We start from the raw sequence: 23,419 nt of genomic DNA on the forward strand, positions 1-23,419 counted from the left end.
ATGCAACCAACTGAGCGGCCTTCGGGCCGCATTATTGAAGAACTGCACCAGCGCGTAGCCCGTCGTTACCCGGCGGGCGGCGGCGGGGTGAAAGAGCTGAGCTGCGCGCTGCCGTGGCTCAGCTTTATTCGCATCGAACAGCCGACGCTGCTCAATCGCGGGATGCTTTCTCCGTCAATGTGCATGGTGCTGCAGGGCAGCAAAAAAATGCTCATCGGTGACAACGTCACGGAATACGGCCCCGGCAGCTATTCGCTGGCCGCCGTGGATATGCCGGTGTCCGGGCAGGTGACCCGCGCCAGCGAAGCCGAGCCTTACTACGGCGTGCGCATCGATCTCGACGGGAAAGAAATTGCCGACCTGATCATGAACATGAACGTGGTGCTGCCGGACGGCAACGGGGAGAAAACCGGGGCCTGGGTTGCCGCCGCGGAAGAAGAACTCCAGGGCGCTTTTCTGCGTCTGGTCACGCTGCTGGACAGCCCGCAGCATCTGCATGCCCTCGCGCCGCTCATCAAACAAGAAATTCTCTACCGGCTGGTCATTGCTCCCGCCGGGGCTTCATTCTGGAAACAGGCGCTGGGCTGGGCGCAGGGCAAAGGCGTGGGGGAAGCCATTAACTGGATCAAACAGAATTATGCCGAACCGCTGGTCATTGATGAGCTTGCGAAGCGCGTCGGCATGAGCGCTTCCAGCCTGCATCACCGCTTCAAAGCTCTGACGATCATGAGCCCACTGCAGTACCAAAAACAGCTTCGCCTGCTGGAGGCCCGCCGGCGTTTATTGAGCTGCGAAGGCGATGTGGCCAGCGTCGCCTGGAAGGTGGGCTATGATTCCCCCTCCCAGTTTAACCGGGAGTATCGCCGGGCATTTGGCGCGTCGCCGCTGCAGGACATTGATGCCCTGCGTCAACAGGGCACTTCATTCTAGGCCGTTTTCCGCGCCACAATAAACAGGCGGGGGAACGGCATCAGCACGTTGCCGTCATGCTGTTTGCGGTAGGCGCGCTGCAGCAACTGGTGATAGCGCTCAAGAAACGCCTCCTGCTGAATGGCGTCCAGCCCGTGCAGGTAAGGGCGCAGGCCGGTCGAGCTTAACCATTCAATGATGGCGCGGGCGGACGGCATAACGTGGAAATACGTCGTGCGCCAGATATCCACCGTGCAGCCGCTTTCGGCCAGCAGATCGTAATATTCCTGAGCCGTTAGCAAGGCTTCGCGGCTCGAGCGCGAGATCCCCAGTTCGTCGGCAACCTGGCGCATTAATGTATGCGTGGGCTCCTGCCAGTTATCGGGCATTTGCACCGCCAGCACGCCGCCGTCTGCCAGCTGTGCCGCCAGGTGTGGGAAGACCTGCTTATGGTTGGCTATCCACTGCAGCGAAGCGTTGGCGAAAATCACATCCTGTTTCACGGCGGGCTGCCAGGTGGCGATATCCGCCTCTTCAAAGCGGCAGTCTGGCAGTGCGGCACCGGCTTTGGCGAGCATCGCGGGAGAGTTATCCAGCCCGGTAATCGAAGCTTCTGGCGCCAGATTACGCAGCAGCGCCGTGGAGTTGCCGGGGCCGCAGCCCAAATCGGTAAAGGTGTTTGCGCCAGGGTGGTTAATTCGGGCAACCAACTCAGCGGCCGGGCGGGTACGTTCAGCTTCAAACTGCAAATAGAGCGTGGGGTTCCAGTCCTGCATCGTTTTATCCTCGTTGCTTTGCTAACATTGCCGACAAATTATTTTATACGCTATTGAAGGTAACGCATGGCTAAACATCCGGTTGGCAAATATTTGAGACTAGAGCTCACCCATAACGACAATGATCTGCTGATTTATGTGGTGAAGGGCAGCCGCATCGAAGACATGCCGCCTGACGAGGATGAGGATTATCCGGGGGAAATGCACCTGGCGATGCCGAAAATGAACCGGGAGCTGGACGCCGAGCTGGCGCGTTTGCTGGAGGAAGCATCCGGTGGCGACGTTATCGTGATCATCTGTGCCGCTGACAGCGTGTTTGAGCACGGTTTTTCGCAGGTCAGGGCACTGCGTAAATAGCATCCGTTACCCGGCGGCAGGCCGGGTAACTTTTAGCTATCAGTGTAAGCCCAGGCGGAATAATTCCGTCGGTTCAAATTGCCCTTCACAACCTTCCACTTCCACGCATTTGCTGCGGCGAATTTGCTCGGCATTTTTACCTTCACCGTGAATGGCTTTAATCAGCCCGGTTTTGCCTGTGCCGTTAATCAAAACGCGGCTGCCGGTGGTAATGGCATTCCTGTTGCGGTCCCAGGTCATCATCATGTTGAGCACTCCTCTTAACGAATGAAACAGTTTAACCGGAGCCTATTTAAGGCCGATACGCGGCAGGATTCATTAATCAAAATCAAATTGTATGATGAATTGGTTGTTATTTTGCGATGAGTAAAGTGGACAGAATGATTTCCACCAGGCGGTTTTTCTCCATAATTAACTCAAGCGAAACGGCTGGTTACGTATTGCTGGTTTAGAATATGACTTCAGACACACTCTTTTGGCATAGTGATTAACCTGTATTGTCAGGAGTTTACTATGGATCGTCGCCATTTTATTACCTGTGTTACCGCCGGATTGCTCGCGGCTAAAGCGGGCATCTCGTTTGCTGCATCAGGCGTGAAGCGTTCGGCTATTCCGCTGTGGAAAGGCACGCCACCGGGCGGTGGTGGGCCGACAGGGAGTATTCAGACGTCGGCGCGCGGGGCGCAGAGCAATATTGCGCTCCCGATTCTGACCGTGATTGAACCCGAATCACCTAATGGCCAGGCCGTGCTGGTGGCGGCGGGCGGGGGCTATAAGCGCATTGAAATGGGGTCAGAAGCCTGGCCCGCGGCGGAATGGCTGGTGGCGCGGGGATATACCGCGTATGTGCTGAGCTACCGTTTGCCGTCGGAAGGATGGACTGATGGCAATCTGGTTGCCTTGCAGGACGCGCAGCGCGCGTTAAGAATCGTGCGCGATCGTGAACATAACGTCAGCGTGCTGGGCTTTTCCGCCGGTGGGCATCTGCTTGGCCTGGCCGCCACGCGACCCGATTACCGCTCGTATCCAAAGCAGGATCGTTTAGACGAGAAACCCGCCTTTGCCGATCGGGCGGCGTTAATTTATCCGGTCATTACGCTGGAAAAACCTTATGAGCACACCTCTACGCATAAAATTCTGGTCGGCAAAGATGCTTCATCAGCCGAGAACGCCGCCTGGTCCGTGCAGAATTATGTCACCCCGCATTCGCCGCCGTTTTTCCTGGTCCAGGCCGAAGACGACCCAATTTCCGACCCGCAGAATACGTTAATTATGGCCGCGGCCTGTGAGCAGCAGCATGTGCCGGTAGAAATGCACCGCTACAGCAGCGGCGGCCACGGTTTCGGCATGGGCAAACCTGGCACACCGACCGTGAAATGGCCCGATCATTACGCGAAATGGTTGGCGAAAAGTTAGTGTCGGATCGTTATCTGAAATAAGTATTACGCACGCCCCTCAAGAAATTTCCCCGCAATCCGATATCCATAGGGATGTATTTCGGCAGGATGCCGTTTCCCATTCCCAATGATGGCACGCAAATAACAATTAACTTTACGTGGTCAATATGGATATCAACGAAAAAATCAAAACCTTTGGTGAGGCTCTTAAAAACCGGCTCGATTCGTCACTCATTGACTTCGCGCTGGAATATATCGACTTCTCAGAAAATGTACTGGCTTTTGAAACGCTGTGTGGACATATCGCAAATTATCAGGTGCGTATTAGCCCTGATGAGTACAGGCAGGTACTGGATATTGCGGGGTTACTGGAGATCGACAATCAATATACTGAAATCGATCCCCTGAGAAATTTATTAAATTAAACCCTTTCGCTGTTAAGGATATCCAGCCTCAGGGTTGGATTATCCTTAGTGCTGATAAAATATATCGCCAGCCATTGCCTGAAGGATCTTTCCTTCGGCGTCGGTAATTAAGACATAATTGCCGCCCATGTAGGTCCAGTGGCTACCAGCCTGTGGCGCAGGGAGATGGCGAAGCTGCCAGCTTTTGATGTTATAGGGTTCGGTCCGGTAGATGTCGGGCGCAATGTCGCCGATCTTGTACATTTTGAAATCTGAGGAGAATTCTTTCAGTTCATAGGACTGTGCCGACGTGCCCGGTGCCGTCGCCTTTAGCTGCTTATCACCTGAATAGGCAAAGGCCAGAGAGGGCAGCGCGCCCGCGAGCCATACCGCTGTTAATACCGCTACTTTTGTTGACTTGCGCATAAATTCTCCAGAGTGAATCCAGTCTGCTTTTGTTGATTCCGTATAGGAAGACAACAAATTGTGCCGATTTACTCATTACGCGCTGTATTTTTTTGTTAGCAAATCCTCCACCGCAATGGAGCAGAAATGAAAACGCCTCCCGGAAAGTTTATTTCGCGAGAGGCGTCGTAGGTGGGGGAAGGTCACCGTTCATTAGTCATCCCATTTGTGGCTAAACCAGGCAGCAAGAAAACCGGAAAATAAGATGAATCCCAGTACTGCCATAAATACGTTCATGTTCCCTAACATAGTTAATCCTCCAGATTACTGCATTTCTATAGAAATACCTCGCGTGATAAAAAAGGGTTTACTCAGATGAGTAGAGCTATCATACCGTACACAACTTAAACAATCCCTAACCGCAGGTAAATTATTCGATTTGTGAAGTAAATGCGTTTCTGTATGTGGCGGGAGACGTTCGAAGATGTTTCCGGAAATGATGACGCAGCGTCGCCGCTGAGCCAAATCCCGTCTGTTCGGCAATATGCTCTATCGGCAGCGTGCTGTTTTCCAGCAGCTCCCGGCAGCGTTTAAGGCGGGTTTGCAGCAGCCAGGCGGCGGGCGTGAGGCCCGTCGCGGCTTCGAAGCGGCGTAAAAAAGTTCTCGGGCTCATGCCGACATAGGCGGCCAGGCTTGCCACGGAGTGCCGCTCGCTTAAATGGCGCTGCAGGTGATCAAACAGCGGCGCAAACCGCTCTCCTTCGTACTCTACGGGGACTGCTTGTTCGATAAACTGCGCCTGGCCGCCCTCGCGATGAGGCTGCACGACTAAGCGCCGGGCAACGCTGTTGGCCGCTGCGGCACCAAAATCCCGGCGCACCAGATGCAGGGCGAGGTCGATGCCCGCCGCGCTGCCCGCCGAGGTCAAAACATCCCCGTTATCCAGATAAAGCACGTCCGGGATCACTTCGATCGCCGGGTAACGCGCCTGCAGCGCTTCCGTGTAGCGCCAGTGGGTGGTTGCCCGCTGGCCATCAAGCAGACCAGTTGCCGCCAGCACAAACACGCCGGAGCAAATGGACATCAGGCGTGCACCGCGCGCATGTGCCGCCCGCAATGCCGCAATAAGTGACTCTGGCACGGATTGATCGATCCCGCGCCAGCCAGGAACCACGATCAAACTGGCTTCAGCCAGCAAATCCAGCCCGCCATCCACCACCAGGCGAATACCGCCCATCGCCCGCAGTTCGCCGGGCTCAATGCCGGCGACGGCAAAGCGATACCAATTCTCACCCAGCTCGGGGCGCGGCAGGCCGAAAATTTCTACGGCAACGCCGAATTCGAACGTGCAAAGGCCGTCGTAAGCCAGCGTGACGACAAGAGGGTTTTTAGGCAGGGGGGCTAATATTGTCATGATATTTACGCTAATCGTCATTCGTGTCAGCTGTCAAGCCTCCGTCGCGGCGTCAGAATCAAAGCTCAAACCAAAAGGAGATAAACATGAGCTACGTGACTGACCACCCTGCGGCAGCCTCAGAAACCGTCGCCGCGCATTACCTGCACAAACTGTCGCTTGAAACCGACTGTGCCGACGTCAACGCGGCGATCCAGAGCGGCGATCCAGATTTTGTGCTGCTGCACGTGGTGGGTTCTGATGAAACATTTGCCCGACGGCACCTGCCGGGGGCTATTCATTTACCCCATCGGCTGATCACCGAATCCCGCATGGCCGAATGGCCCGAGGACACGCTGTTTGTGGTGTACTGCGCCGGGCCGCACTGCAACGGTGCCGACCGGGCGGCCCTGAAACTGGCGCAGCTCGGCAGGCTAGTGAAGGTGATGCCCGGCGGCATCACCGGCTGGGAAGATGAAGGTTTGCCTTTCGCCTAAATCAGCGCGCGGAGCACCATATCACCGCCAAGCAGAACGAGGCAGATCAGGAAGCCGCGCTTGAAGGCTAATGGGCTGATGCGCCTGCGGATACGCTGGCCTGCAAACAGGCCGATAAGCGCGGCGACAACCGCCATGACGGACGTGCTAATGGCTATTTCCTGCAGCGCGCCGTGCCACCAAAGCCCGGCGGCCAGTGCAAGGGTTGAAAAGGTAAAGGACAGCCCGAGCGCCTGCACCAGTTCATCGCGCTCAAGCCCAAGCGACTGAATATAGGGCACGGCTGGGATCACAAACACGCCCGTGCCACCGGTCAATAAACCGGTGAGGAGGCCGATCAGCGGCGAGAGCCAGCGCTCGTGGCGGGCGGGAACGTGCAGCGGCCTGGCAAACAACGTCCATAAGGCATAGACGATCAGGGCAATGCCCAGCGCCACGGTGGTTGCATGACTACTGCCCGAGGCCAATAAACTGCTGCTGCCAAGGGTACCCAGCACAATGGTTAGCATCATCGGCCACAGGCGTTGGAGCAATGCCGCCAGGTTGCCCCCTTCATAAAGCTGGAAAATATTGGTCAGGAAAGAGGGTAAAAGCAGCATGCCCGCCGCCGCCACCGGGGAAATCAATGACCCCAGAATCCCCATGGCGACGGTAGGTAACCCCATCCCCGTGACACCCTTTACGGTGCCAGCGAGAACAAAAGTAGCGGCAATGGCAAGGCTCAGGCTGAGATCATTCATTCGTGTTTTCCTTATGTGCGTTGCGGCTATCCTGCGGGGCCTGTTCGCGCTCAAACATGCCGTAATCGCGGATCACGTCCGCCACCCTGAGCCGGTAATCGCTAAAGACCGAGTGGCGGCCCTGGCGCTGAACGCTGCGGTGTAATTCCTGATTGCGCCATTGCAGCACGGCGGCCTCATCGCGCCAGAACGAAAGCGACAGGATTTTTCCAGGTTCGCTAAGGCTTTGAAAACGTTCAATGGAAATAAACCCATCAATATCGGCAAGCACGGGTTTTAGCTCTGCCGCCAGTTCAAGATAGCGGCTATAGTGTCCTTCTGCAGGCAGGACTTCAAAGATTACGGCGATCATCAGGTTGCTCCTTATTGTTATCTCCTGCTAACCCTAATCCATCGTCAGACAGGACGCTTCGCTGAGCATCGAAATATGGAAACAGATTTTCTCGAAACCCGGCTTGCCGCCGTTGCCGCCGCCATTGCGGACAAAACCCGAGCCAGCATGCTGTGCGCGTTAATGGATGGCCGGGCCTGGACGGCAACCGAACTGAGCATCATGGCTAATGTGGCACCGTCCACGGCCAGCAGCCATCTGGCAAAGTTAATGGAGCAATCGCTGATTGCCTGCGTGCAGCAGGGGCGACATCGTTACTACCGGCTTCACAGCAGCCAAATTGCCGGGGCGCTGGAAGGATTAATGGGGCTGGTTGGCCGCGATGACGCGACTATGCGCACCAAAACTCCCGGCAATCTTCGCTACGCCAGAACCTGCTATGACCATATGGCGGGAGAGATCGCCGTGGCACTCCATGACGCATTATTTCGCCTTCGCTGGCTGGAGGGGGAAGAGTATGTGGTCACCGCCAGGGGGGAAGAACAACTGCTGCTTCTGGGCGTAAACGTGGAAAGCGGGGCCTCGCGCCGGCGCTACGCCTGCGGCTGTCTGGACTGGAGTGAAAGACGCGAACATCTGGGAGGACAGCTAGGCAAAGCGTTGCTGCACACCTGCGAACAAAAAGGGTGGATGCGGCGGGATCTGGTCAGTCGTGAGCTGCACGTGTCCGAGAGCGGGAAGCGTAAGCTGGCAGGATTGTTTGGGGTGGCGTTTTGACAGAGTTTTCACCTCTCCCCAAAGGAAAAGGGAGAAAATAGCCGACGGGGAGCATGAGTGATCCCCTCTCCCTTGAGGGAGAGGGTTAGGCTGAGGGTAAAATCAGCTCAGCCGATAATGCCTGTTCGGCTGCAGCGCCTCTGGCTTCTCCGCCTCATCGTTCATATCCCGTAAATCACGCTCAATCGCCACGCAAATAGCATCCAGCGGCAGGTCGTTGTCCTCGGTACCAAACGGATCTTCCAGCTCTTCGGCCAGCGAGTCGAGGGAAATAAAGGTATACGACACAAATACGGAAACAAACGGCGTCATGTAGTGGAGGTCGGTCACCAGAGCAAACGGCAGCATGATGCAGAAGATATACACCGTGCGGTGCTGAATCAGGCTATAGGCGAAGGGCATCGGTGTAGAAATAATGCGTTCGCAGCCGCCGGACACCGCCGACAGTTCGTTCAGATGATTGTCCAGGCTGCGCCATAGCACGTCGGAAATCACGCCTTGCTCGCGCTGCTGGTTCAGCCAACTGCCCATCAGCATCAAAATACGATTACACGGCGCATGGCTTGCGCTGACCCAGGCCAGATCCTGCGGGCTCAGGTAACGACTAAGCGTTTCCTGCTGCGGCTTTTTGCGCAACGTCATGCGCAGGCTGTTGCAAAAGGCGACCTGTAAATTCACAAACCGCTGCACCGTTTCGGGCTGATCCCCCGCCAGCGTTTTCACCTCGCGTAACAAAGAGCGCGACGTGATGGCCAACTGGCCCCACAGCAGACGCGCTTCGTTGAAGCGTGCGTAGCAGGCGCTGTTGCGGAACCCGAGAAAAATGGCGATAGCCACGCCGAGAATGCTGAATGGCGCGATGGTGAGCTTGATTCCGAGGGTTTCGTACCACGGCAGGAAAAAAATAACGCTAATAGAAAGCAGCAGATTCAGCAGCAGGCGGGAATAAATCTTTTCCAGCACTGAGCCGTGCCAGACGAAGAGGCGAGCCAACCAGTGTTGATGCGGGCGAACGATCATGATGAGTAACAGACTAGTAACAAGAGACTGTATTTAACGGCAGACTGTGACGCAGATCAATCTTTATCGCTACAGAAACTTAACAAAGGCTACCCCAAAGCGCGTTGAGGTAGCCCCAGGGTTATCAGGCGAGTTTAAACACTGAAACCGACTCATTGAGCCGCTGCGACTGATCTTTTAGGGAATGCGCGGCGGCAGAGGCCTGCTCAACCAGCGCGGTATTTTGCTGGGTGACCACGTCCATTTGCAGCACGGCCTGATTAATCTGCTCAATGCCGCGGCTCTGCTCATCGGTAGAGACGGCAATCTCAGCCATCAGCGTGGTGACCTGGGTAATCGAGGTAGCGATGCGTTTCATGCTTTCCCCGGCCCGGTTGACCAGCTCGCTGCCGTTGGTGACCTGCTGGCCGGACAGCTCTATCAGCTCTTTAATTTCTTTTGCCGCCACGGAAGAACGTTGGGCGAGATTGCGTACCTCCGCTGCGACCACCGCGAAACCGCGACCTTGTTCCCCGGCTCGTGCGGCTTCAACCGCCGCGTTAAGGGCAAGAATATTGGTCTGGAAGGCGATGTCTTCGATGATGGAAATAATGCTGTCGATTTTGCCGGAACTGGTTTCGATATTGCGCATAGAACCGATGACCTGGTCGACGATTTGCTGACCTTCGCTGGCCGCCGCGCGCATACCGTTAGCCAGCGTATTGGCCTGATGCGAGCTTTCTGACGTCCGTTTAACCGTGACGGTCAACTGTTCCATGCTGGCCGCCGTTTCACCCAGCGACGCCGCCTGCTCTTCGGTGCGAGCGGACAGGTCGGTATTGCCCGCCGCAATCTCTTCTGATGCATAGCCGACGGTAGTGCTGGACTCGCGTACCTGGCTGATGATTTCGGTGAGCGACAGGCGCATTTGCTCGAGGCTGTGCATCATCTGGCCGATTTCATCATTGGATTTGATATCAATGGAACGGTGCAGCAGGCCGTTGGCAATTTCAGCGCAGTGTGCCTTCGCGGTGTCCAGCTCTTTGAGGACGCGAACTTTCAGCAAAACAAACACGGCGGCAAGAATCGCGATAAACAGCGCGGCAAACAGGCCGATGGCGACAAAACTCGACTGAAAACCTGCCTGTGCCTCGGCGTTGAGCTGGTGTGCGTGTTGCTCCCGGAATGCCAGCAGCTTATCCAGCGTGATTTCGAACCCCCGATCGAGCGCCGGGATGGTGCCCGTGACCAGTTCCGCGCTGCGGGCTTTGTCATTGGCCTGGGCGGCCTCTAACAGAGGCAGCAGCCCTCCGTCACGATAGGCGAGCCAGGCGGCTTTATAGTCATCGGCGAGCGCTTGTTCCCCGGACTGCTTCGTCGCTTCAAGGTAAGCCTTAAAGCTGGTGTCTGCTTTACCCAGCGCTTCTTTTGCCCCAGCCAGGCTCTGGCTAGCCTGCTCGGCGTTGCCGGATTCCATCTCCTGAATGGCCTGCATGGCGCGAACGCGCATCGTGCGGCTGTGGTTAATGGGGTCAATGACGGATAACACTACGCGTATTTCGCTGTTGACGTCATTGAGGGCATGGTTGCTGCGGGTAAGGGACCAAATATTGGACGCCGTGCTGGCGAGAAAAATAAGCAACAGCGTGCTGAAAACCAAAATCGAAAAACGCCTGACTGACATACTAAATCCTTAAGTCGGTGAAATATTCTTTTCCCAGCCGCGCTGAAGAGCATTCAACACTGCTGGCTGTAGGGTTATCGGCAGCTGAAAGGGGATATTTACCGGGCGGGAAATTTAGAGCACAAAGTGTAATCTTACTGTCATCTGGCTATTTTATAACTCCGGTACCTCAACCACCGATATATATAAAAACCATGAAATTAAAAACACTTGCCTTACTTTGCAGTACCGTATTCCCTCTGGCTGGTCACGCTGCGGATGCGCAGGTTGACCGTTACGTTGTCACGTTCCCGCAAGGGGACAGCGTGGCCTACAAAGGTGAATACGCCGCTAACTTCCCGCACGGACTGCCGGTAGGCGTTGGCTCGGGCCTGACCTTTATGGGCAAGCAGGGCGACGACCTGATCTTTACTACCGTGACGGATCGCGGGCCCAATGCTGACTCGCCTAAAGCCGGGAAAAAAGAGTCCAAGATTTTTGCAAATCCTGACTTCACGCCGCTGCTGATGACCATCCGCGTGAGCAACGGTAAAGCCGAAGCTATCGACGCGAAGCCGCTGCATGATGCGCAGGGGCCGATTAGCGGGCTGCCGCTGCCGGAAGGGCTGATTGGCGCAACCAATGAAATTGCCTTGAGCGATACGCTCCAGAAGTTGAAGAGTGACCAGCGCGGGCTGGACACCGAAGGCATCACGCCGGACGGCAAGGGCGGTTACTGGCTGTGCGACGAGTACGGCCCGTTCATTATCCATGTGGATGCTGACGGCAAAATCCTGAAAAAATATGGCCCGCAGGCTGAGCACGGTGAACAGGGCGTGGCGGGCGGATTGCCGAATATTGTCAAATGGCGCCAGCCTAACCGTGGGTTCGAAGGCATCACCCGCATGCCGGATGGCCGGATTATTGCGGCGGTGCAGAGCACGTTGGATATTGACGGCAAAACCAAAAACAGCGCGCAGTTCACGCGTCTGGTCAGCCTCGACCCGGCGACCGGTAAAACCGAAATGTACGGCTACCCGATCGACGTGGACGTCTATAAAAAAGCCAAAGATGCCAAAATTGGCGATATCGTGGCGCTGGACAACCACCGCCTGCTGCTGATTGAGCAAGGCGGTGACAAAAACAAACAGATGCGCAACCTGGTCTACGTGGTTGACCTGAACGGCGCGTCCGATCTGACCGGGTTCGATAAAGAAAAAGCCCCGGAGTTTGATGATGCCGAGCAGCTGAAGGCGCGCGGCATCAAGCTGGCGAGCAAAAAAGAGGTTGTCGACCTGCGCAAGCTGGGCTGGCAGCAGGAAAAAGCCGAAGGCATGGCGCTGATTGATAATCAGACGATTGCCGTGATCAACGACAACGATTTTGGCCTGCAGGCCGTGCTGGCGAACGCCGATGACTACCAGGTGGACGGCAAAGGTCACCTGCTGAAAGACGGCGCGGAAGTGGCGACCAAAATTGAGCTGAAGCCGCTGGAAAAACCAGAATCACAAAACGATTTCTGGGTGATTAAGCTGCCCGAACCCCTGAAGTAATTTTTGCCCTTGCTCCTTTGTCGCCTGCGGCAGAGGAGCAAGCCAATGATGCCAGGCGGGCCAGGCGCATTTTAGAGAAAGGAGTGGCAGGAAAATACGGTATGCTGTATATAAACACAGTTATTGTAAGAAAAGGGAATGCTGATGCAAAACTTCTTCTCCGCCACGGCGCAATGTCGGGTGCGCTATCTGGATTTACCCGGCGGGGGTGTGCCGCTCCTGTTCATTCATGGCCTTGGCTGCGCTTCCTCTTATGACTATCCCCGCGTGGTCAGCGATCCGGCATGGAGTTCCCGGCGTAGCATTCTCATCGATCTCCCCGGCAGCGGGTACAGCGACAGGCCGCAGTCTTACGGCTACAGCACCCGTGAACAGGCAAGTGTCGTGGGCGAACTGGTGGAACATTTAGGGTTAAATCGCTTTTTTCTTTACGGGCACAGCATGGGCGGCAGCATCGCCATTGAAGTGGCGGCGTCGATGCCGGGGAAAATCGCAGGGTTGATGGTGTCGGAGCCCAATTTCCGCGCCGGCGGCGGGATGTATAGCCGCATGATTGCCGCGCAGACCGAAGACGAATTCGTGGCTCATGGTTACCAAAAAGCAATCGCGGCTAACGCGGAAAATCCGTGGTCCGGCAGCTTGCAAAATAGCGATCCCAGTGCTGTATGGCGCGCCGCCGTTAGTCTGGTAAGCGGCATCGAACCGGACTGGTATCAGCTTTTTGCTCAGCTAAAAATCCCCAAAACGCTAATTTTCGGTGAGCTTTCGCTGCCGGATGAAGATTTTACCGCATTACAGCAGACCGGGTTGACAGCCATCGTACCGAGCGCCGGGCATTCCATGTCGTGGGAGAACCCGGCCGGGCTGGCGCGGGTGCTGGCCGAGCAATGCAGGGCGTAATAAAAAAGCCATCCCGAAGGATGGCTTTTGGTGACAGACGGAGAGGAAAAAAGCGTGGTTTTTCCCTCTTCGTGGTTATCAGCCGAAAATCAATGAATTGATTTTCCTGTTTCTTTTGACGGATCGTCGGGTATTTCTTCTATTTATAGAGGTTTGTCAGCGGCCTGAAAGCCATCCCGAAGGATGGCTTTGGCTTTAAATCGCTAACTTTTTATTTAACGCCTCAATTTCTTCCCGCCACTGTTTTTGCAGCGCAGGTTTCTGGTGCCTTTCCTTGCGCGTCACGTCCTCCGCCAGCTTTTCCTCCAGCTCGATAAGCCGTTCCAGCAGCGCATCGCTTTCTCTATAGTGCGGTGCTTGCTGGATGACTTGCTCTGGCTGGGATTTCACTTCGGTCAGCGGCAGCCCGCTTTCCTCTGCTGTCAGCAGGGCGTACAGCGCGTCCAGGTCGTGCCATTCGCTCAGCACGCCGTTGTTCACCAGCCAGAAGCGGTTGCAGCCTTTGGCTATCAGCTCGCGGTCGTGGGTCACTAACAGCACGCCACCTTCAAAGGTTTGCAGCGTTTCCGCCAGCGCCTCTTTGCCTTCCATGTCCAGGTGGTTGGTCGGTTCATCCAGCATCAGCAGGGAATAGCGGGCCAGCGTCAGGCCAACGAACAGCAGGCGCGAACGCTCTCCGCCGCTCAGCGTACTGACGGCTTGCTGGTGTCGCAGCCACGGAAATCCGGCGCTGATTAACGCCATTTTCCTGTCCTGCTCGCTGAGCGGGGCAAATGGCTCCAGCGCCTCCAGCAGCGAATCACCGTCGTTAAGCTGGTGCAGCGTCTGGTCGTAATACCCCAGATGCACCCGAGGATGCAGGCGAATAGCGTCCTCACGCTCTGACTGCTGGTACTGCTGCCAAAGCAGGCGCAGCAGAGACGACTTGCCGCAGCCGTTCCGGCCTATCACCGCCACGCGGTCGCCGCTTTTCACTCGCTGCAACGGCAGAGTGAATAGAGGTTCACACTCCGGCGCAGGCCGAACGTTAAGCGCTTCCAGCTCCAGCAGCCTGTCGGCAATCAGCGCTTCACCTTTCAGCTTAAGCTGCCACTGGCTGCCCGCCGTGAGCTCAGTTTGCTCGTCCTTCAGCCGATCAATGCGCTTTTCCATCTGCTTGGCTTTTCGGGAAAGATCTTCGTTGTCGTAGACCCGGCCCCAAATTGCCAGCCGTTTGGCGCTGGCGGTAATGCGGTCGATTTCCTTTTGCTCCGCCTGATGGCGGTGGGCATCGGTTCTGTCCCGTTCCTCCAGCGCACTGCGCGCCTGAGAACACGGTAGCGCAAAGAAATGCAGTGAACGATCGCGCAAAATCCAACTGCCGTTGGTGACGTTATCCAGCAGGCTGCGGTCGTGCGAAACCAGCACGAAGCTGCCGCTCCAGCCGCGCAGGAACTGTTCCAGCCACAGCAGCGTGGGCAAGTCCAGGTGGTTACTGGGTTCATCCAGCAACAGTAAATCTGGCTCACTAATTAGCGCTCGCGCCAGCAGCAGGCGAGTATGCTGCCCGCCGCTCAGCGTGCCGGAAGTCAGTCGCCAGTCCGTTTCGCTAAAGCCCATACTTGCCAGCAAAGCTTCTGCCCGCCAGCATTCGCTATCTCGCTGGTTTTCCTCATTTTTCTCCAGCACAGCATCGAGCATGGTCATCGTATTGAGGCTTTCCGGCAGATGCTGTTCTACCCTTGCCATCAGGCAGCTAGCCGCCTGAGTCACCGAGCCGCTGGTGGGCGAAAGAGTGCCGTCCAGCAGTTTCAGCAGGGTGCTTTTGCCACAGCCGTTATGACCGATCAGGCCAATACGGTCGCCTTTTTTCAGGGTAAAAGTGATGGACTCCAGCAGCGAACCGAAAGCGGTGTCGAGGTGCAGAGATTGGGCGGTTAATAAAGTGCTCATATGTGCTTACTCAAGAGTTATGGCGTGCAAACGCCTCGTCGTATAACGCTGACGATAACCCGGTAAGCCCGAGAGAAGGGATTCAGTAAGTTTCTTCGCTCAAGCCGAAGTTATCGCAGCACGGAACCGATAACGCTTGAGCAGAGACGATCGCCAAAAGTATGCGAACGGTTAAAGCGCTCACAAGACATCATGGGGATCCTCCTTATATATATTGAGTGAATAGGTGGGCGGATTGTAGCGGGAAAGTGAATGGGTTGCCACCTGCCAGAATTTGTTACGAATGCATTCGACGGCGGCGTCGCTGCTTACCCTCTCCCTGGAAGGGAGAGGGAATAGATGACCTACTGTTTTGACCTGTCGTTTCTCCCACGCCCCTTGGGGAGAGGGCCGGGGTGAGGGGCTGACGCCCCCAAATTCATCCCAGCAGCTTCACCAGCGTCTGCCGCTGCTTCTCATTAATATCCAGCGGGTTTTGATAGCCGATATTCTCCGTGGCCCGGGTATATAGCGCGACCAGCCAGTCGTACACGTAGCTGGCGTTGCCGCGCGTTGGCTGCTCGCCCAGTTTTGTCAGTCGACGGCTGATATCCGCCTGGGCAGGGGGGGCAAACACGGCCTGACCTTTATTGACGCGGCTTGCCGGGCGATCGGTAACTGGCACGCTGGCGTAGCCCAGCCAGGCAATAAAATCACCCAGCACCGTGCTGGCACGGGAAATATCCAGCTCAAGCCCGGAGTCGCCGTTTTGCATGCTGCGTTCCAGCCTCATCGACACATCCAGCCGGTAGCTGGCGACGATCAGTGTGTTGCACAGCGCCTGAAGCTGAACGCTGTCCAGGCCAAACTGGTGTGCGGCTTCCCGACGCTGGCCCAGCAGGCGCAGGTGGTTAACCCAAAGCTGATGCACGGCGCGGGCGTAGCTGATGCCTTCGGTCTGAGGGGCAACATGCTCGGCCGCGTCGGCAAACAAGTCTATCTCCAGCGCAAAGCCTTCCGGTTTAGGCTGATGCTGCTGTTGGTGCTGCAGCCAGATCTGCTGCAGAGCATCCCGGGATGGCACCAGGCTTGCCAGCAAATCACCGTGCTGGGTCGCCCGGGCCTGCAGAGCACGCACCAGATCTTCTGCCTGCTGGCGAGCCTGCTGTGGGGTGGCCTGCTGCGTGTCAATAAAGCGCTGGAACAGTTCGACGGTTTGCGTTTCCAGCTCACCGCGCAGGGCAGCGAGGCGCTGTTCACGGCGGGTGGGATTTAGCGCATCGGTCAGCCATTCCAGCAGGCGATGCATGTTTCTGCTGTCCAGCGCCTGCAGCGTGCCCCAGCGCTTGCCCGGGTTGCCAATCAGTCGCTGAACGCCGTCGTCCAGGCTGGCACCCAGCATAAAGCGCGCGTCAAACGGCGTGATGGCCCAGACCAGGCCCGGCAGCGAGCTGTGCCCCGGGCTTTGGGTGCTGTCTACCCACCATGCCAGCGCTTTCCCCGTCGCCTGAACTTCACTGCGTTCGCTGACGGCGTTACACACCAGCAGCGTGTCCGGCTGAAGCCGGGTGGTGTACCAGCTAAGCTGATTCGCCGGGATATCCAGTAAATCCACGTTGCTCAGCGCAGTCGGCTGGCTGAGGGTGAAAATAACCTCGGCGCACAGCAGCGCCAGGTCGTTCTGCGGCAGGCTGAGGTGAGAACCAGGCTGATTTCCCAGCAGTGGGCAAACCATCACATCCGCCTGTTCCGGTGCGTCTTCCGGGCCGGAAGGAATGAGAAAACCTTCGGCAGGCAGCAGGAAACTGTCCACCACGAGGCTTGCCGGAGCCAGAACCTGTTCCACGCAGCCCAAATGCTGCAAGGCCTGCGCCAGCCGCAGCCAGGTTTCCGTCAGGGCGCTATCTTCGCCCCACAGCAGGGCGAACAGCAAGGCGCGATCTTCTGTCGAAAGGTAAGGTGCAAGCTCGGCCATGCGGTAAACCAGGCGCTCATCCAGGTGATGCTGACGGCGCTGGAGGCGGTGGTAGCCGTACAGCAGATCGGCCGTTTGCTCACGGGTTAATCCTGGTGCAGCGGCAGACAGACGGCGGGACTCCAGTTCGGTCAGCCGCAGAGCTACCGCGCTGGACGTTGCCAGACGGGGAGCGTCAGAGGCGTGATACCTGTTGATAAACTGCTGCGCCAGTTCGGCCTCGCTAAACAGCGTCAGCAGCAGCGGGTAATTCTCTACTTCAGGGGGCCGTTGGGCGCTGAAGCGCACCGCCATCGCCGCTGGCGTATGGCCTGGGTTGATGTGCGTCAGGTAGTCCAGCCGTTTATCACCGAGCTGAATATCAATGCGGCTATTCGGGCTGCCCTGCAGGGTATTCAGCAGATGATTTTTGCCGTCCAGGGCGTGACCATAAATGCCCAGCGTCAGCGGAGCGTCCTCCAGCGCGCTGATGCGACGGTGGCGTTCGCTTAGCTGTTGGAGGCGCGCCAAAAGACTGTCCGCTTCATTGTCGAGCAGCGGGGAGAAAGTGCGGGTCATCTGAACCCAGTTCACCAGATGGCTGAGCGTGGTAGTTAGCTGCTTCATTTTTGGTATACGCTCCCGCTGTCTATCCAGTAATGCGTCGCCCCGCTGTAGCTGCCGGCGAGGGTATTCAGTTTAAAACTCAGTTGTTCGAGGGGGACTTTGCTGCCGTCCGACAGCCAGGCTTCGGCAAGGCTGAATGACTCGGCCTCGCGGGTCTGCTTCAGGCGCACGTTTAGCACGCCGTCTCCGGCAATTGATTTCGCCAGCTGCGGCGAGTTGATTGCCAGCGTGTAGAGCGGCGTGGCTGGCCAGCGGGCGTTATCCAACTGACGGAAGCCCAGGCAGGCGTTGCCGCGCAGCGGAAAGTGGACTCGGGTGTCCAGGTTCGCCTGCGGGCTGTCGAGATCGATATCCCGGTACCAGACGTTGTCTTCCAGCAGCCGGTCGTTGCCGTCCAGCATGCCCAGGTAGCGCACGGTGGAATAGGCCTGAATATCGGCGGCTTTAAAGTTAAAGCTCGGCAGACGCAGATCCATCGCCAGGCTGCACAGCATTGCGCCCACCGCGGCGGTAGATTTCGGGTTACCGATGCGCCCTTGCTGGCTGAACGGATACCACTCGTGAGTCTGGTAGTTATCGAGCCAGACAATGCGGTTAACCGGAACCGGCTGCAGGTGACGCAGAAGCGCCTGCACGCCAGGCAGACAGCCAGGGCGACCGGTGACTAACAGCACGTCGCAGCAATAATGGTTGATCACTTCGCACAGCGCCTGCAGCGGCGCGGTGAGGGTAAACTGGCCCGCCAGCAGCGCATCCTGCAGCGCGGCAATTTCCGCCTGCAGCGGCACGCTCATGATGTCAAACTGCGGCGCGTCGGCTGGCAGCTCGTGCTGCACGGCCTGCTGAACGTAGTTGATCACGTTGCGGGTTGGCTGCTGGGTCAGTAGCTCGCCGAAGGTTGCTTCCAGCACCGAATCCGGCTCTTCCGGGTCGCTCTCTTCCCAGAAAGAAAGCACCGCATGGCCGAGCGGAATAAACAGCTGGAGCGCAGTTTGCTGGCGTAGCGTGGCGCGGGTGTCCATGCGGCCGGATTCCCCAAACAGCGTGGTCATCAGGCCTGGCGCGTCAGCTACGCCCGCTTTGTGGATGTGGGCCTGCAACGCAGGCAGGACGCAGCGCTGAATCACGTCCAGCAAAATATCGTCCCCGGCGACTTTAAAGCCTTCACGGAACAGCAGGCGCGGCGCGATTTTCACGTTGCTGCCCACGCCGTCGTCCAGTTGATACTGGGTGATCGCCATATCGGTTGTGCCGCCGCCGATGTCAATCGACGCCACGCGCAGGGTTTTGCCGACGGGTTCGTCCGGCGTCAGGGCGCGGTCAGGGCGGGCGAGGCTTTCAAAGAAGCGCCCGGTTTGCCCGGCGTAGTTCACCAGCGCCTCGTTATACAGCCAGACCAGCTGGCCGCAGGTGGCTTCGTCCCACTCCATCTGCACTTCCGGCACCGGCACGATACTTTTCTTTTTGTCTCGCTCGAGGGTGAAACCTTCGTCGGTCGGGTGCCAGTCCATCGCTTTCCACACCAGGCCGACCGCCTCCTGCATACGCTGGCGGAACAGCTCGCGTTCCGGTTTTGGCATAGCGGAAGGTAAAGTCAGAATCAGGTTGCGCAGCTGGCGAGGCGAGGTCGGGTGCCCCATGCTCTGGCGGGAGCCAATACTGTTGATTTGCATCAGCGCCTGGGAGAGCAGCTCGCACAGCATCAGAGTCATCAGCGAGCTGCGGCTGTACTGCGGTGAAAACACCGGCAGGCGTTCGTCCATCGGCAGGGCGTACAGCGGCTGGCCGTCGTCGTTCATCAGGTTCATCAGCGGGAAAGCGGTCGCCAGCGGCTCACGCTGGGTTTTCACGCCCATCTGGCTGAAGCGCCAGTCCTGGCTGGCTGGCGTGACGTCCCACAGGTAGCGGCGCGGGCTGGAGATCCCGCTGGCGCCTTCGGTACCCAGGCGAGCGCAGGCCATACGGCGAGCTTCGTCGCCCACGCGGGCAATAGAAGGCCAGACAAAGGCGTCGTCGCGCCCGCTTTCAACGGAGAAATGCTGCTTGCCAAATTTTGCCTCGCTGAACTCCAGGCGGCTGGTAAACATCGCGTCGTTGATCAGCTGTGGTTCACTCAGGGAGCGGATCTGCAGCTCGGCAGTCTGGCGCAGACCGTCGTTTTCTTCGCCGTGATCTTCGATCAGGACGCCGCAGGTGTGGGTGTTCCCCACATCCAGCACCAAATCTACGTCAATCGGCGGGGATTGCAGCGTGGCGGTGACGATCTTCACTTCCGGCACGGCGAGCTGGTTGCCGATAAGCTCCAGAATATTCAGATAGTGAGCCTGATATTCAAAGGCTTTCATAGCGGCGGCGAGCTCACGCTCGGTGCGATTTTCCACGCGGGTGGCAAACTGGGTGAAGGTTTCGCGCAGCCAGCCGTCCACCCAGGTCTGGTCGAGAAAATCTTTGATCTCGTGGTTGTGCCAGGCCAGCGCAAAACGGGCACCGTTGCGGACGTCGTTTTCCGTCGGTGCCAGATGCGCGGCGGGGTGATCGTCCGCGTAAATTTTGCTGTCCAGCGCGAGGCTGATACGCACCGTATTCCCGGCGGAATCGGGCGTCTCCAGAACACGCACCTGCACGCGGGCCCAGTTATCCGGTCCACCCACAAAGGTACGCGGCGGGTTAAAGCGCAGGAACGGCAGCGGCAGCCAGGTTTTGTCCATCACCCGCAGGGAGTGGCCAAGCGTAATGGTGCTTTCAGGTTTCACCACTTCTGGCGCGGTACCGTTTTCGCCCGGTAGGGTAAATTTCCCGGGCACAACATCGTAATCAAGGCGTAGCAGCGGGCCGTTGGCCGTCTGACGCACAAAGCGCCCGGCGTGGGCGGCGTTAGTCTGCGGCGCAAGGCCAAAGTCCAGGAACTGAATGCCGCTGTCTTTGATGAGCGTGACGCTCGGCTTGTAGTGAAAAAGGGTCGCCAGCATGATCAGTTACTCACTTTTCGGAAGGTGATCGGTATGACTTTGTCGCCTTCATAGCGGCCGGTGCAAACGGCGGCGCCGTTGCTGCCGGTTTTACAGGTCACTTCCGGCATCGGGTAGCGGCTGCCGTCACCGCAGCGCGCGCTGCCGCGGGTTTTAATCATCAGCGCGCCATTTTGATGCAGGCCGGAAAACACCTCGGCTTTACAGACAATGTTATCGCCGTGCACCAGGCGCACCGTGCCTTTGTTGTTGGCTATCTGGTAGCGCAGGCTTGGCGCTTTACCGGTGATCGGGTCACTGAAATCGATCTGTGCTCGCCAGGTGCCGTTGAGGAATTTAGTGGAGCCAATTTTCACGGCTTCTGCCGGTAGAATTAACGCATTTTTCGGCACGTCTGCGGCAACGGTAATTGGCTCAGGATTTTCTTCCGGCGCGGCAACCGGCGCTGGCTCAGGCTTAGGCGGCACCACAACTTCGGCTGGCGTCAGCGGCAGGGTAGTTTTGGCCACATCGACGGCCTGTATTGGCGCTGGCGCAATAGGTTTAGGCGGGACTTCGGCCTGGGCGGTTGCCACCGGCGCGGTCTGGCTCCCGCTAAGCAGCAGATAACCCACCGGGGCCGCAATGGCGACGGCAATCACGGCGGCGACCGGCAGCAGCCAGCGGCGACGCGGTTTCGCGGCTACGGCGACAGGTTCCGGGCTCGGGGCCGGTTTTTCTTCTTCGACTGCGGCTTTTTTCACTGCGGTGAGGCTATAAACTGGAGAATCATCATCCACCTGAACCGCCATCGGGGCTTCAAGCAGCGGCTTTTCTGGCTCGCTAATTTCTACCGGCAGTGGCTCTGGCTCCGGCATCGTTTCTTCAGGGATAAACGCAATTTCAGGCTCGCGCGATTCCACCACCCGCAGGCACTCCAGCACATCGTCCCGTGTGCCCTGGTTAAGATTCACGAACCCCCAGAAGGTGATCACCGGCTTGCCGTTCACCAGGTAGACGTGCTGGCTGCCGGGGAACTGCAGAGCTTTTTCCAGCAGTGCGCCAAAGAGGCGAATCGAGGTTTTCTCCGCCTGCTGGCAGCGCGCGCTGAGCGAGGCGACGTTGGATAAGCAATTATCCAGATAGCGAAGGGCGGTGCGGCGTTCTTCGTCGCTGGCGGCGGCCCAGCTGGTGACGCTGCCTTCCTGAGGCGCATACCAGTCGACGCGGTCGCCTTCGTCGTTGGGCTGGGGAATGGCCAGCGCGTCGGCGACGGCCTGCTGTTTACGAAGGCGTAATGTTTCGCGTATTTGAAACGCGGAATCAAACACTGCCTGACCGTTTTCGCCCAGCGCGAGAAAGTCATCCAGGCATCCGCTGCGCAATAATGTTTTTGCCACGTCATCAATCCTGCTGTTAACGGCTCACCCGAGAGCCATCTTCACGCTTTACAGTTTAACGAAGCGGCCCTAAGTCAAACGGCAGAAGAGACGGCAAAATGGGTAAATTATCTGGCTATTAGACAAAATGGGGCGGTGTGAAGCCGGCGATACTTACCCGGAAGTAAGTCACTTACTGGCAGGTAACTTCTTGACTAGAAAGAAAAAGACAGACACGATGAACCCCTATTTTGCGGCCTTCTGGCCGGGGCTTTCCCTCTAACCATGTCGAGAAAAATTATGGCTAAAATCGTTGTTATTTACTTTTCCGGATACGGTCACACCAAACGTGTGGCAGAGCATGTTGCACAAGGGGCAAACGCCGACCTCGTCGCCGTGGACAGCAATGGCGATATTCAGGAAGCAGACTGGCAAAAACTGAACGACGCCAAAGGGATCATCTTTGGGGCGCCGACCTACATGGGCAACGTGCCGTGGCAGTTCAAAAAGTTTGCCGATGCTTCCTCCAAAGTGTGGTTCACCCGTGGCTGGCAGGACAAAGTGTTCGGCGGTTTCACCAATAGCGCCAGCCTGAACGGCGACAAGCAGGTGAGCCTGCAGTGGATGCAAACGCTGGCCTCTCAGCACGGCGGCATTTGGGTGAGCCTGGGCCAGTTGCCTTCGAATACCCTGGCGGCAACCCGCGAAGACGCGAACAACCTGGGCGGCTCGGTCGGGCTGCTGGTGCAGTCTCCGTCTGACGCAGGCGCCGAACAAATTGCCCAGGGCGACCTGGACACCGCCGTCAAATACGGCGCACGCGTGGCGGATATTGCTGCCCGCCTGAGCTAAAAAATCCTTTCTTTTCTAAAGCGCCTGCGGGCGCTTTTGTCTTTGCCACTTCCTCAGTAATTACCCCTGGTTATTGTCAGTTGTATTCACCAAATAAATACTTATCATGATAATTATCATGGTGACTATTTACATGGGGATTACCCGATGCATGACGATAAATACGACATTGTCGATTTTCCCGATCGCCCGCTGGGGATGCGCCTGGCGATGCTGGTGCGCCTGTGGCGTGGCATCGTGGATGATGCCGTGGCGTTTACCGGCCTGACCCAAAGCAGCTGGACGACGCTGATGCAGCTCAGCGTGGCGGGGGAAAAAATCACCGTCACGGATCTGGCCCGGGCGCAGGGCATCGACCTGCCGCCCCTGACGCGCACGCTGGCACAGCTGGAAAAAGAGGGCTATGTCACCCGCACGCCGGACGAAAAAGACAGACGGGTGAAATTTATCTCCCTCACGCCTGCGGGCCAAAAAGCAATTAAGGCGGTAAGTGAAACGGTGGAGCGGTGCCAGGCCCAGGTTGCACAGGGCATTCCGGCGCAGCAAATAGAACAGTTCAGCCAGACGGTAAACCTGCTGGCCGCCAACATGATCAAAATTCGATAGTTCTTTCACGCCTGGTCTCCCGGCGTGTTTCTCATTTAGCG

General features: G+C 57.4%; 23 protein-coding genes. 10 read left to right on the top strand and 13 right to left on the bottom strand.

What is annotated here, in order from left to right:
* The gene (locus WFN87_RS02720) at positions 1-930 is read left to right on the top strand and encodes an AraC family transcriptional regulator (RefSeq protein WP_336981054.1); all 930 of its coding nucleotides are present in this window, start codon (positions 1-3) and stop codon (positions 928-930) included.
* Here WFN87_RS02720 and tam read toward each other — a convergent pair.
* On the bottom strand, positions 927-1,685 hold the full coding sequence (tam, locus tag WFN87_RS02725; RefSeq protein ID WP_166992673.1) for a trans-aconitate 2-methyltransferase: 759 nt from the start codon (positions 1,683-1,685) through the stop codon (positions 927-929). The genes WFN87_RS02720 and tam overlap by 4 nt on opposite strands.
* Positions 1,686-1,751: 66 nt before the next feature.
* Here tam and WFN87_RS02730 point away from each other — a divergent pair, with 66 nt between their 5' ends.
* A complete protein-coding gene (locus tag WFN87_RS02730; protein ID WP_008459118.1) occupies positions 1,752-2,042 on the top strand; it encodes a hypothetical protein in 291 nt (96 codons plus the stop codon).
* 39 nt (positions 2,043-2,081) lie between these two features.
* On the opposite strand, the gene ydfZ is transcribed toward WFN87_RS02730, so the two are convergent.
* Positions 2,082-2,285: a putative selenium delivery protein YdfZ gene (ydfZ, locus tag WFN87_RS02735; RefSeq protein ID WP_039296773.1), complete on the bottom strand. Its 204-nt coding sequence runs from the start codon at positions 2,283-2,285 to the stop codon at positions 2,082-2,084.
* Between the two features lie 270 nt (positions 2,286-2,555).
* On the opposite strand from ydfZ, the gene WFN87_RS02740 reads away from it, so the two are divergent.
* Entirely contained in the window at positions 2,556-3,458 is a 903-nt protein-coding gene (locus tag WFN87_RS02740; protein ID WP_336981057.1) for an alpha/beta hydrolase, read from the top strand.
* Between the two features lie 148 nt (positions 3,459-3,606).
* Entirely contained in the window at positions 3,607-3,864 is a 258-nt protein-coding gene (locus tag WFN87_RS02745) for a MafI family immunity protein (RefSeq protein WP_008459113.1), read from the top strand.
* A gap of 45 nt (positions 3,865-3,909) precedes the next feature.
* Here WFN87_RS02745 and WFN87_RS02750 read toward each other — a convergent pair whose 3' ends face one another.
* The 3 genes from WFN87_RS02750 to ftrA form a co-directional block, all read right to left on the bottom strand.
* Positions 3,910-4,269, bottom strand: coding sequence for an RcnB family protein (locus WFN87_RS02750; RefSeq protein WP_008459111.1), 360 nt, complete (start codon positions 4,267-4,269; stop codon positions 3,910-3,912).
* A 192-nt stretch (positions 4,270-4,461) separates the two neighbouring features.
* A complete protein-coding gene (gene mgtS, locus WFN87_RS02755; protein ID WP_008459108.1) occupies positions 4,462-4,557 on the bottom strand; it encodes a protein MgtS in 96 nt (31 codons plus the stop codon).
* 121 nt (positions 4,558-4,678) lie between these two features.
* The gene (gene ftrA, locus WFN87_RS02760) at positions 4,679-5,683 is read right to left on the bottom strand and encodes a transcriptional regulator FtrA (RefSeq protein WP_336981060.1); all 1,005 of its coding nucleotides are present in this window, start codon (positions 5,681-5,683) and stop codon (positions 4,679-4,681) included.
* Positions 5,684-5,748: 65 nt separating this feature from the next.
* Between ftrA and WFN87_RS02765 the strand changes: the two genes are divergently transcribed.
* On the top strand, positions 5,749-6,138 hold the full coding sequence (locus WFN87_RS02765) for a rhodanese-like domain-containing protein (RefSeq protein ID WP_166874090.1): 390 nt from the start codon (positions 5,749-5,751) through the stop codon (positions 6,136-6,138).
* Here the strand turns inward: WFN87_RS02765 and WFN87_RS02770 are convergent.
* Both WFN87_RS02770 and WFN87_RS02775 read right to left on the bottom strand, forming a co-directional pair.
* Entirely contained in the window at positions 6,135-6,878 is a 744-nt protein-coding gene (locus WFN87_RS02770) for a sulfite exporter TauE/SafE family protein (RefSeq protein ID WP_166992658.1), read from the bottom strand. The two genes, WFN87_RS02765 and WFN87_RS02770, sit on opposite strands and share 4 nt — an antisense overlap.
* Positions 6,871-7,230, bottom strand: coding sequence for an antibiotic biosynthesis monooxygenase family protein (locus tag WFN87_RS02775; protein WP_336981063.1), 360 nt, complete (start codon positions 7,228-7,230; stop codon positions 6,871-6,873). Before WFN87_RS02775 ends, WFN87_RS02770 begins: the two co-directional genes overlap by 8 nt.
* A 75-nt stretch (positions 7,231-7,305) precedes the next feature.
* Between WFN87_RS02775 and WFN87_RS02780 the strand changes: the two genes are divergently transcribed.
* Entirely contained in the window at positions 7,306-7,986 is a 681-nt protein-coding gene (locus WFN87_RS02780) for an ArsR/SmtB family transcription factor (RefSeq protein ID WP_008459096.1), read from the top strand.
* 102 nt (positions 7,987-8,088) lie between these two features.
* Here the strand turns inward: WFN87_RS02780 and WFN87_RS02785 are convergent, their stop codons facing one another.
* Complete coding sequence (locus tag WFN87_RS02785; protein WP_336707014.1) at positions 8,089-9,006, bottom strand: bestrophin family protein; 918 nt, start codon at positions 9,004-9,006, stop codon at positions 8,089-8,091.
* Positions 9,007-9,130: 124 nt separating this feature from the next.
* Positions 9,131-10,669, bottom strand: coding sequence for a methyl-accepting chemotaxis protein (locus WFN87_RS02790; RefSeq protein ID WP_336981066.1), 1,539 nt, complete (start codon positions 10,667-10,669; stop codon positions 9,131-9,133).
* Positions 10,670-10,863: 194 nt separating this feature from the next.
* Here WFN87_RS02790 and WFN87_RS02795 point away from each other — a divergent pair, with 194 nt between their 5' ends.
* Both WFN87_RS02795 and WFN87_RS02800 read left to right on the top strand, forming a co-directional pair.
* A complete protein-coding gene (locus WFN87_RS02795) occupies positions 10,864-12,201 on the top strand; it encodes an esterase-like activity of phytase family protein (RefSeq protein WP_336981068.1) in 1,338 nt (445 codons plus the stop codon).
* A gap of 144 nt (positions 12,202-12,345) precedes the next feature.
* On the top strand, positions 12,346-13,101 hold the full coding sequence (locus WFN87_RS02800; protein ID WP_336981371.1) for an alpha/beta fold hydrolase: 756 nt from the start codon (positions 12,346-12,348) through the stop codon (positions 13,099-13,101).
* 195 nt (positions 13,102-13,296) lie between these two features.
* On the opposite strand, the gene WFN87_RS02805 is transcribed toward WFN87_RS02800, so the two are convergent.
* The 4 genes from WFN87_RS02805 to WFN87_RS02820 all read right to left on the bottom strand — a co-directional run bounded on the left by WFN87_RS02805 (position 13,297) and on the right by WFN87_RS02820 (position 21,941).
* Positions 13,297-15,033, bottom strand: coding sequence for an ABC-F family ATP-binding cassette domain-containing protein (locus tag WFN87_RS02805; RefSeq protein WP_336981070.1), 1,737 nt, complete (start codon positions 15,031-15,033; stop codon positions 13,297-13,299).
* A 418-nt stretch (positions 15,034-15,451) separates the two neighbouring features.
* The gene (locus tag WFN87_RS02810) at positions 15,452-17,593 is read right to left on the bottom strand and encodes a virulence factor SrfC family protein (RefSeq protein WP_336981072.1); all 2,142 of its coding nucleotides are present in this window, start codon (positions 17,591-17,593) and stop codon (positions 15,452-15,454) included.
* Entirely contained in the window at positions 17,590-20,562 is a 2,973-nt protein-coding gene (locus WFN87_RS02815) for a virulence factor SrfB (protein WP_166992636.1), read from the bottom strand. Before WFN87_RS02815 ends, WFN87_RS02810 begins: the two co-directional genes overlap by 4 nt.
* A gap of 2 nt (positions 20,563-20,564) precedes the next feature.
* Positions 20,565-21,941, bottom strand: a complete 1,377-nt coding sequence (locus WFN87_RS02820) for an SrfA family protein (protein ID WP_336981074.1) — start codon at positions 21,939-21,941, stop codon at positions 20,565-20,567.
* Positions 21,942-22,220: 279 nt separating this feature from the next.
* Here WFN87_RS02820 and WFN87_RS02825 point away from each other — a divergent pair, with 279 nt between their 5' ends.
* Positions 22,221-22,772: a flavodoxin family protein gene (locus WFN87_RS02825; protein ID WP_008459077.1), complete on the top strand. Its 552-nt coding sequence runs from the start codon at positions 22,221-22,223 to the stop codon at positions 22,770-22,772.
* A gap of 147 nt (positions 22,773-22,919) precedes the next feature.
* Positions 22,920-23,378, top strand: coding sequence for a MarR family winged helix-turn-helix transcriptional regulator (locus tag WFN87_RS02830; protein WP_166992629.1), 459 nt, complete (start codon positions 22,920-22,922; stop codon positions 23,376-23,378).
* Positions 23,379-23,419: the final 41 nt, after the last annotated feature.

Source organism: Cedecea sp. AS113 (assembly GCF_037152415.1).
GTDB lineage: Bacteria > Pseudomonadota > Gammaproteobacteria > Enterobacterales > Enterobacteriaceae > Cedecea.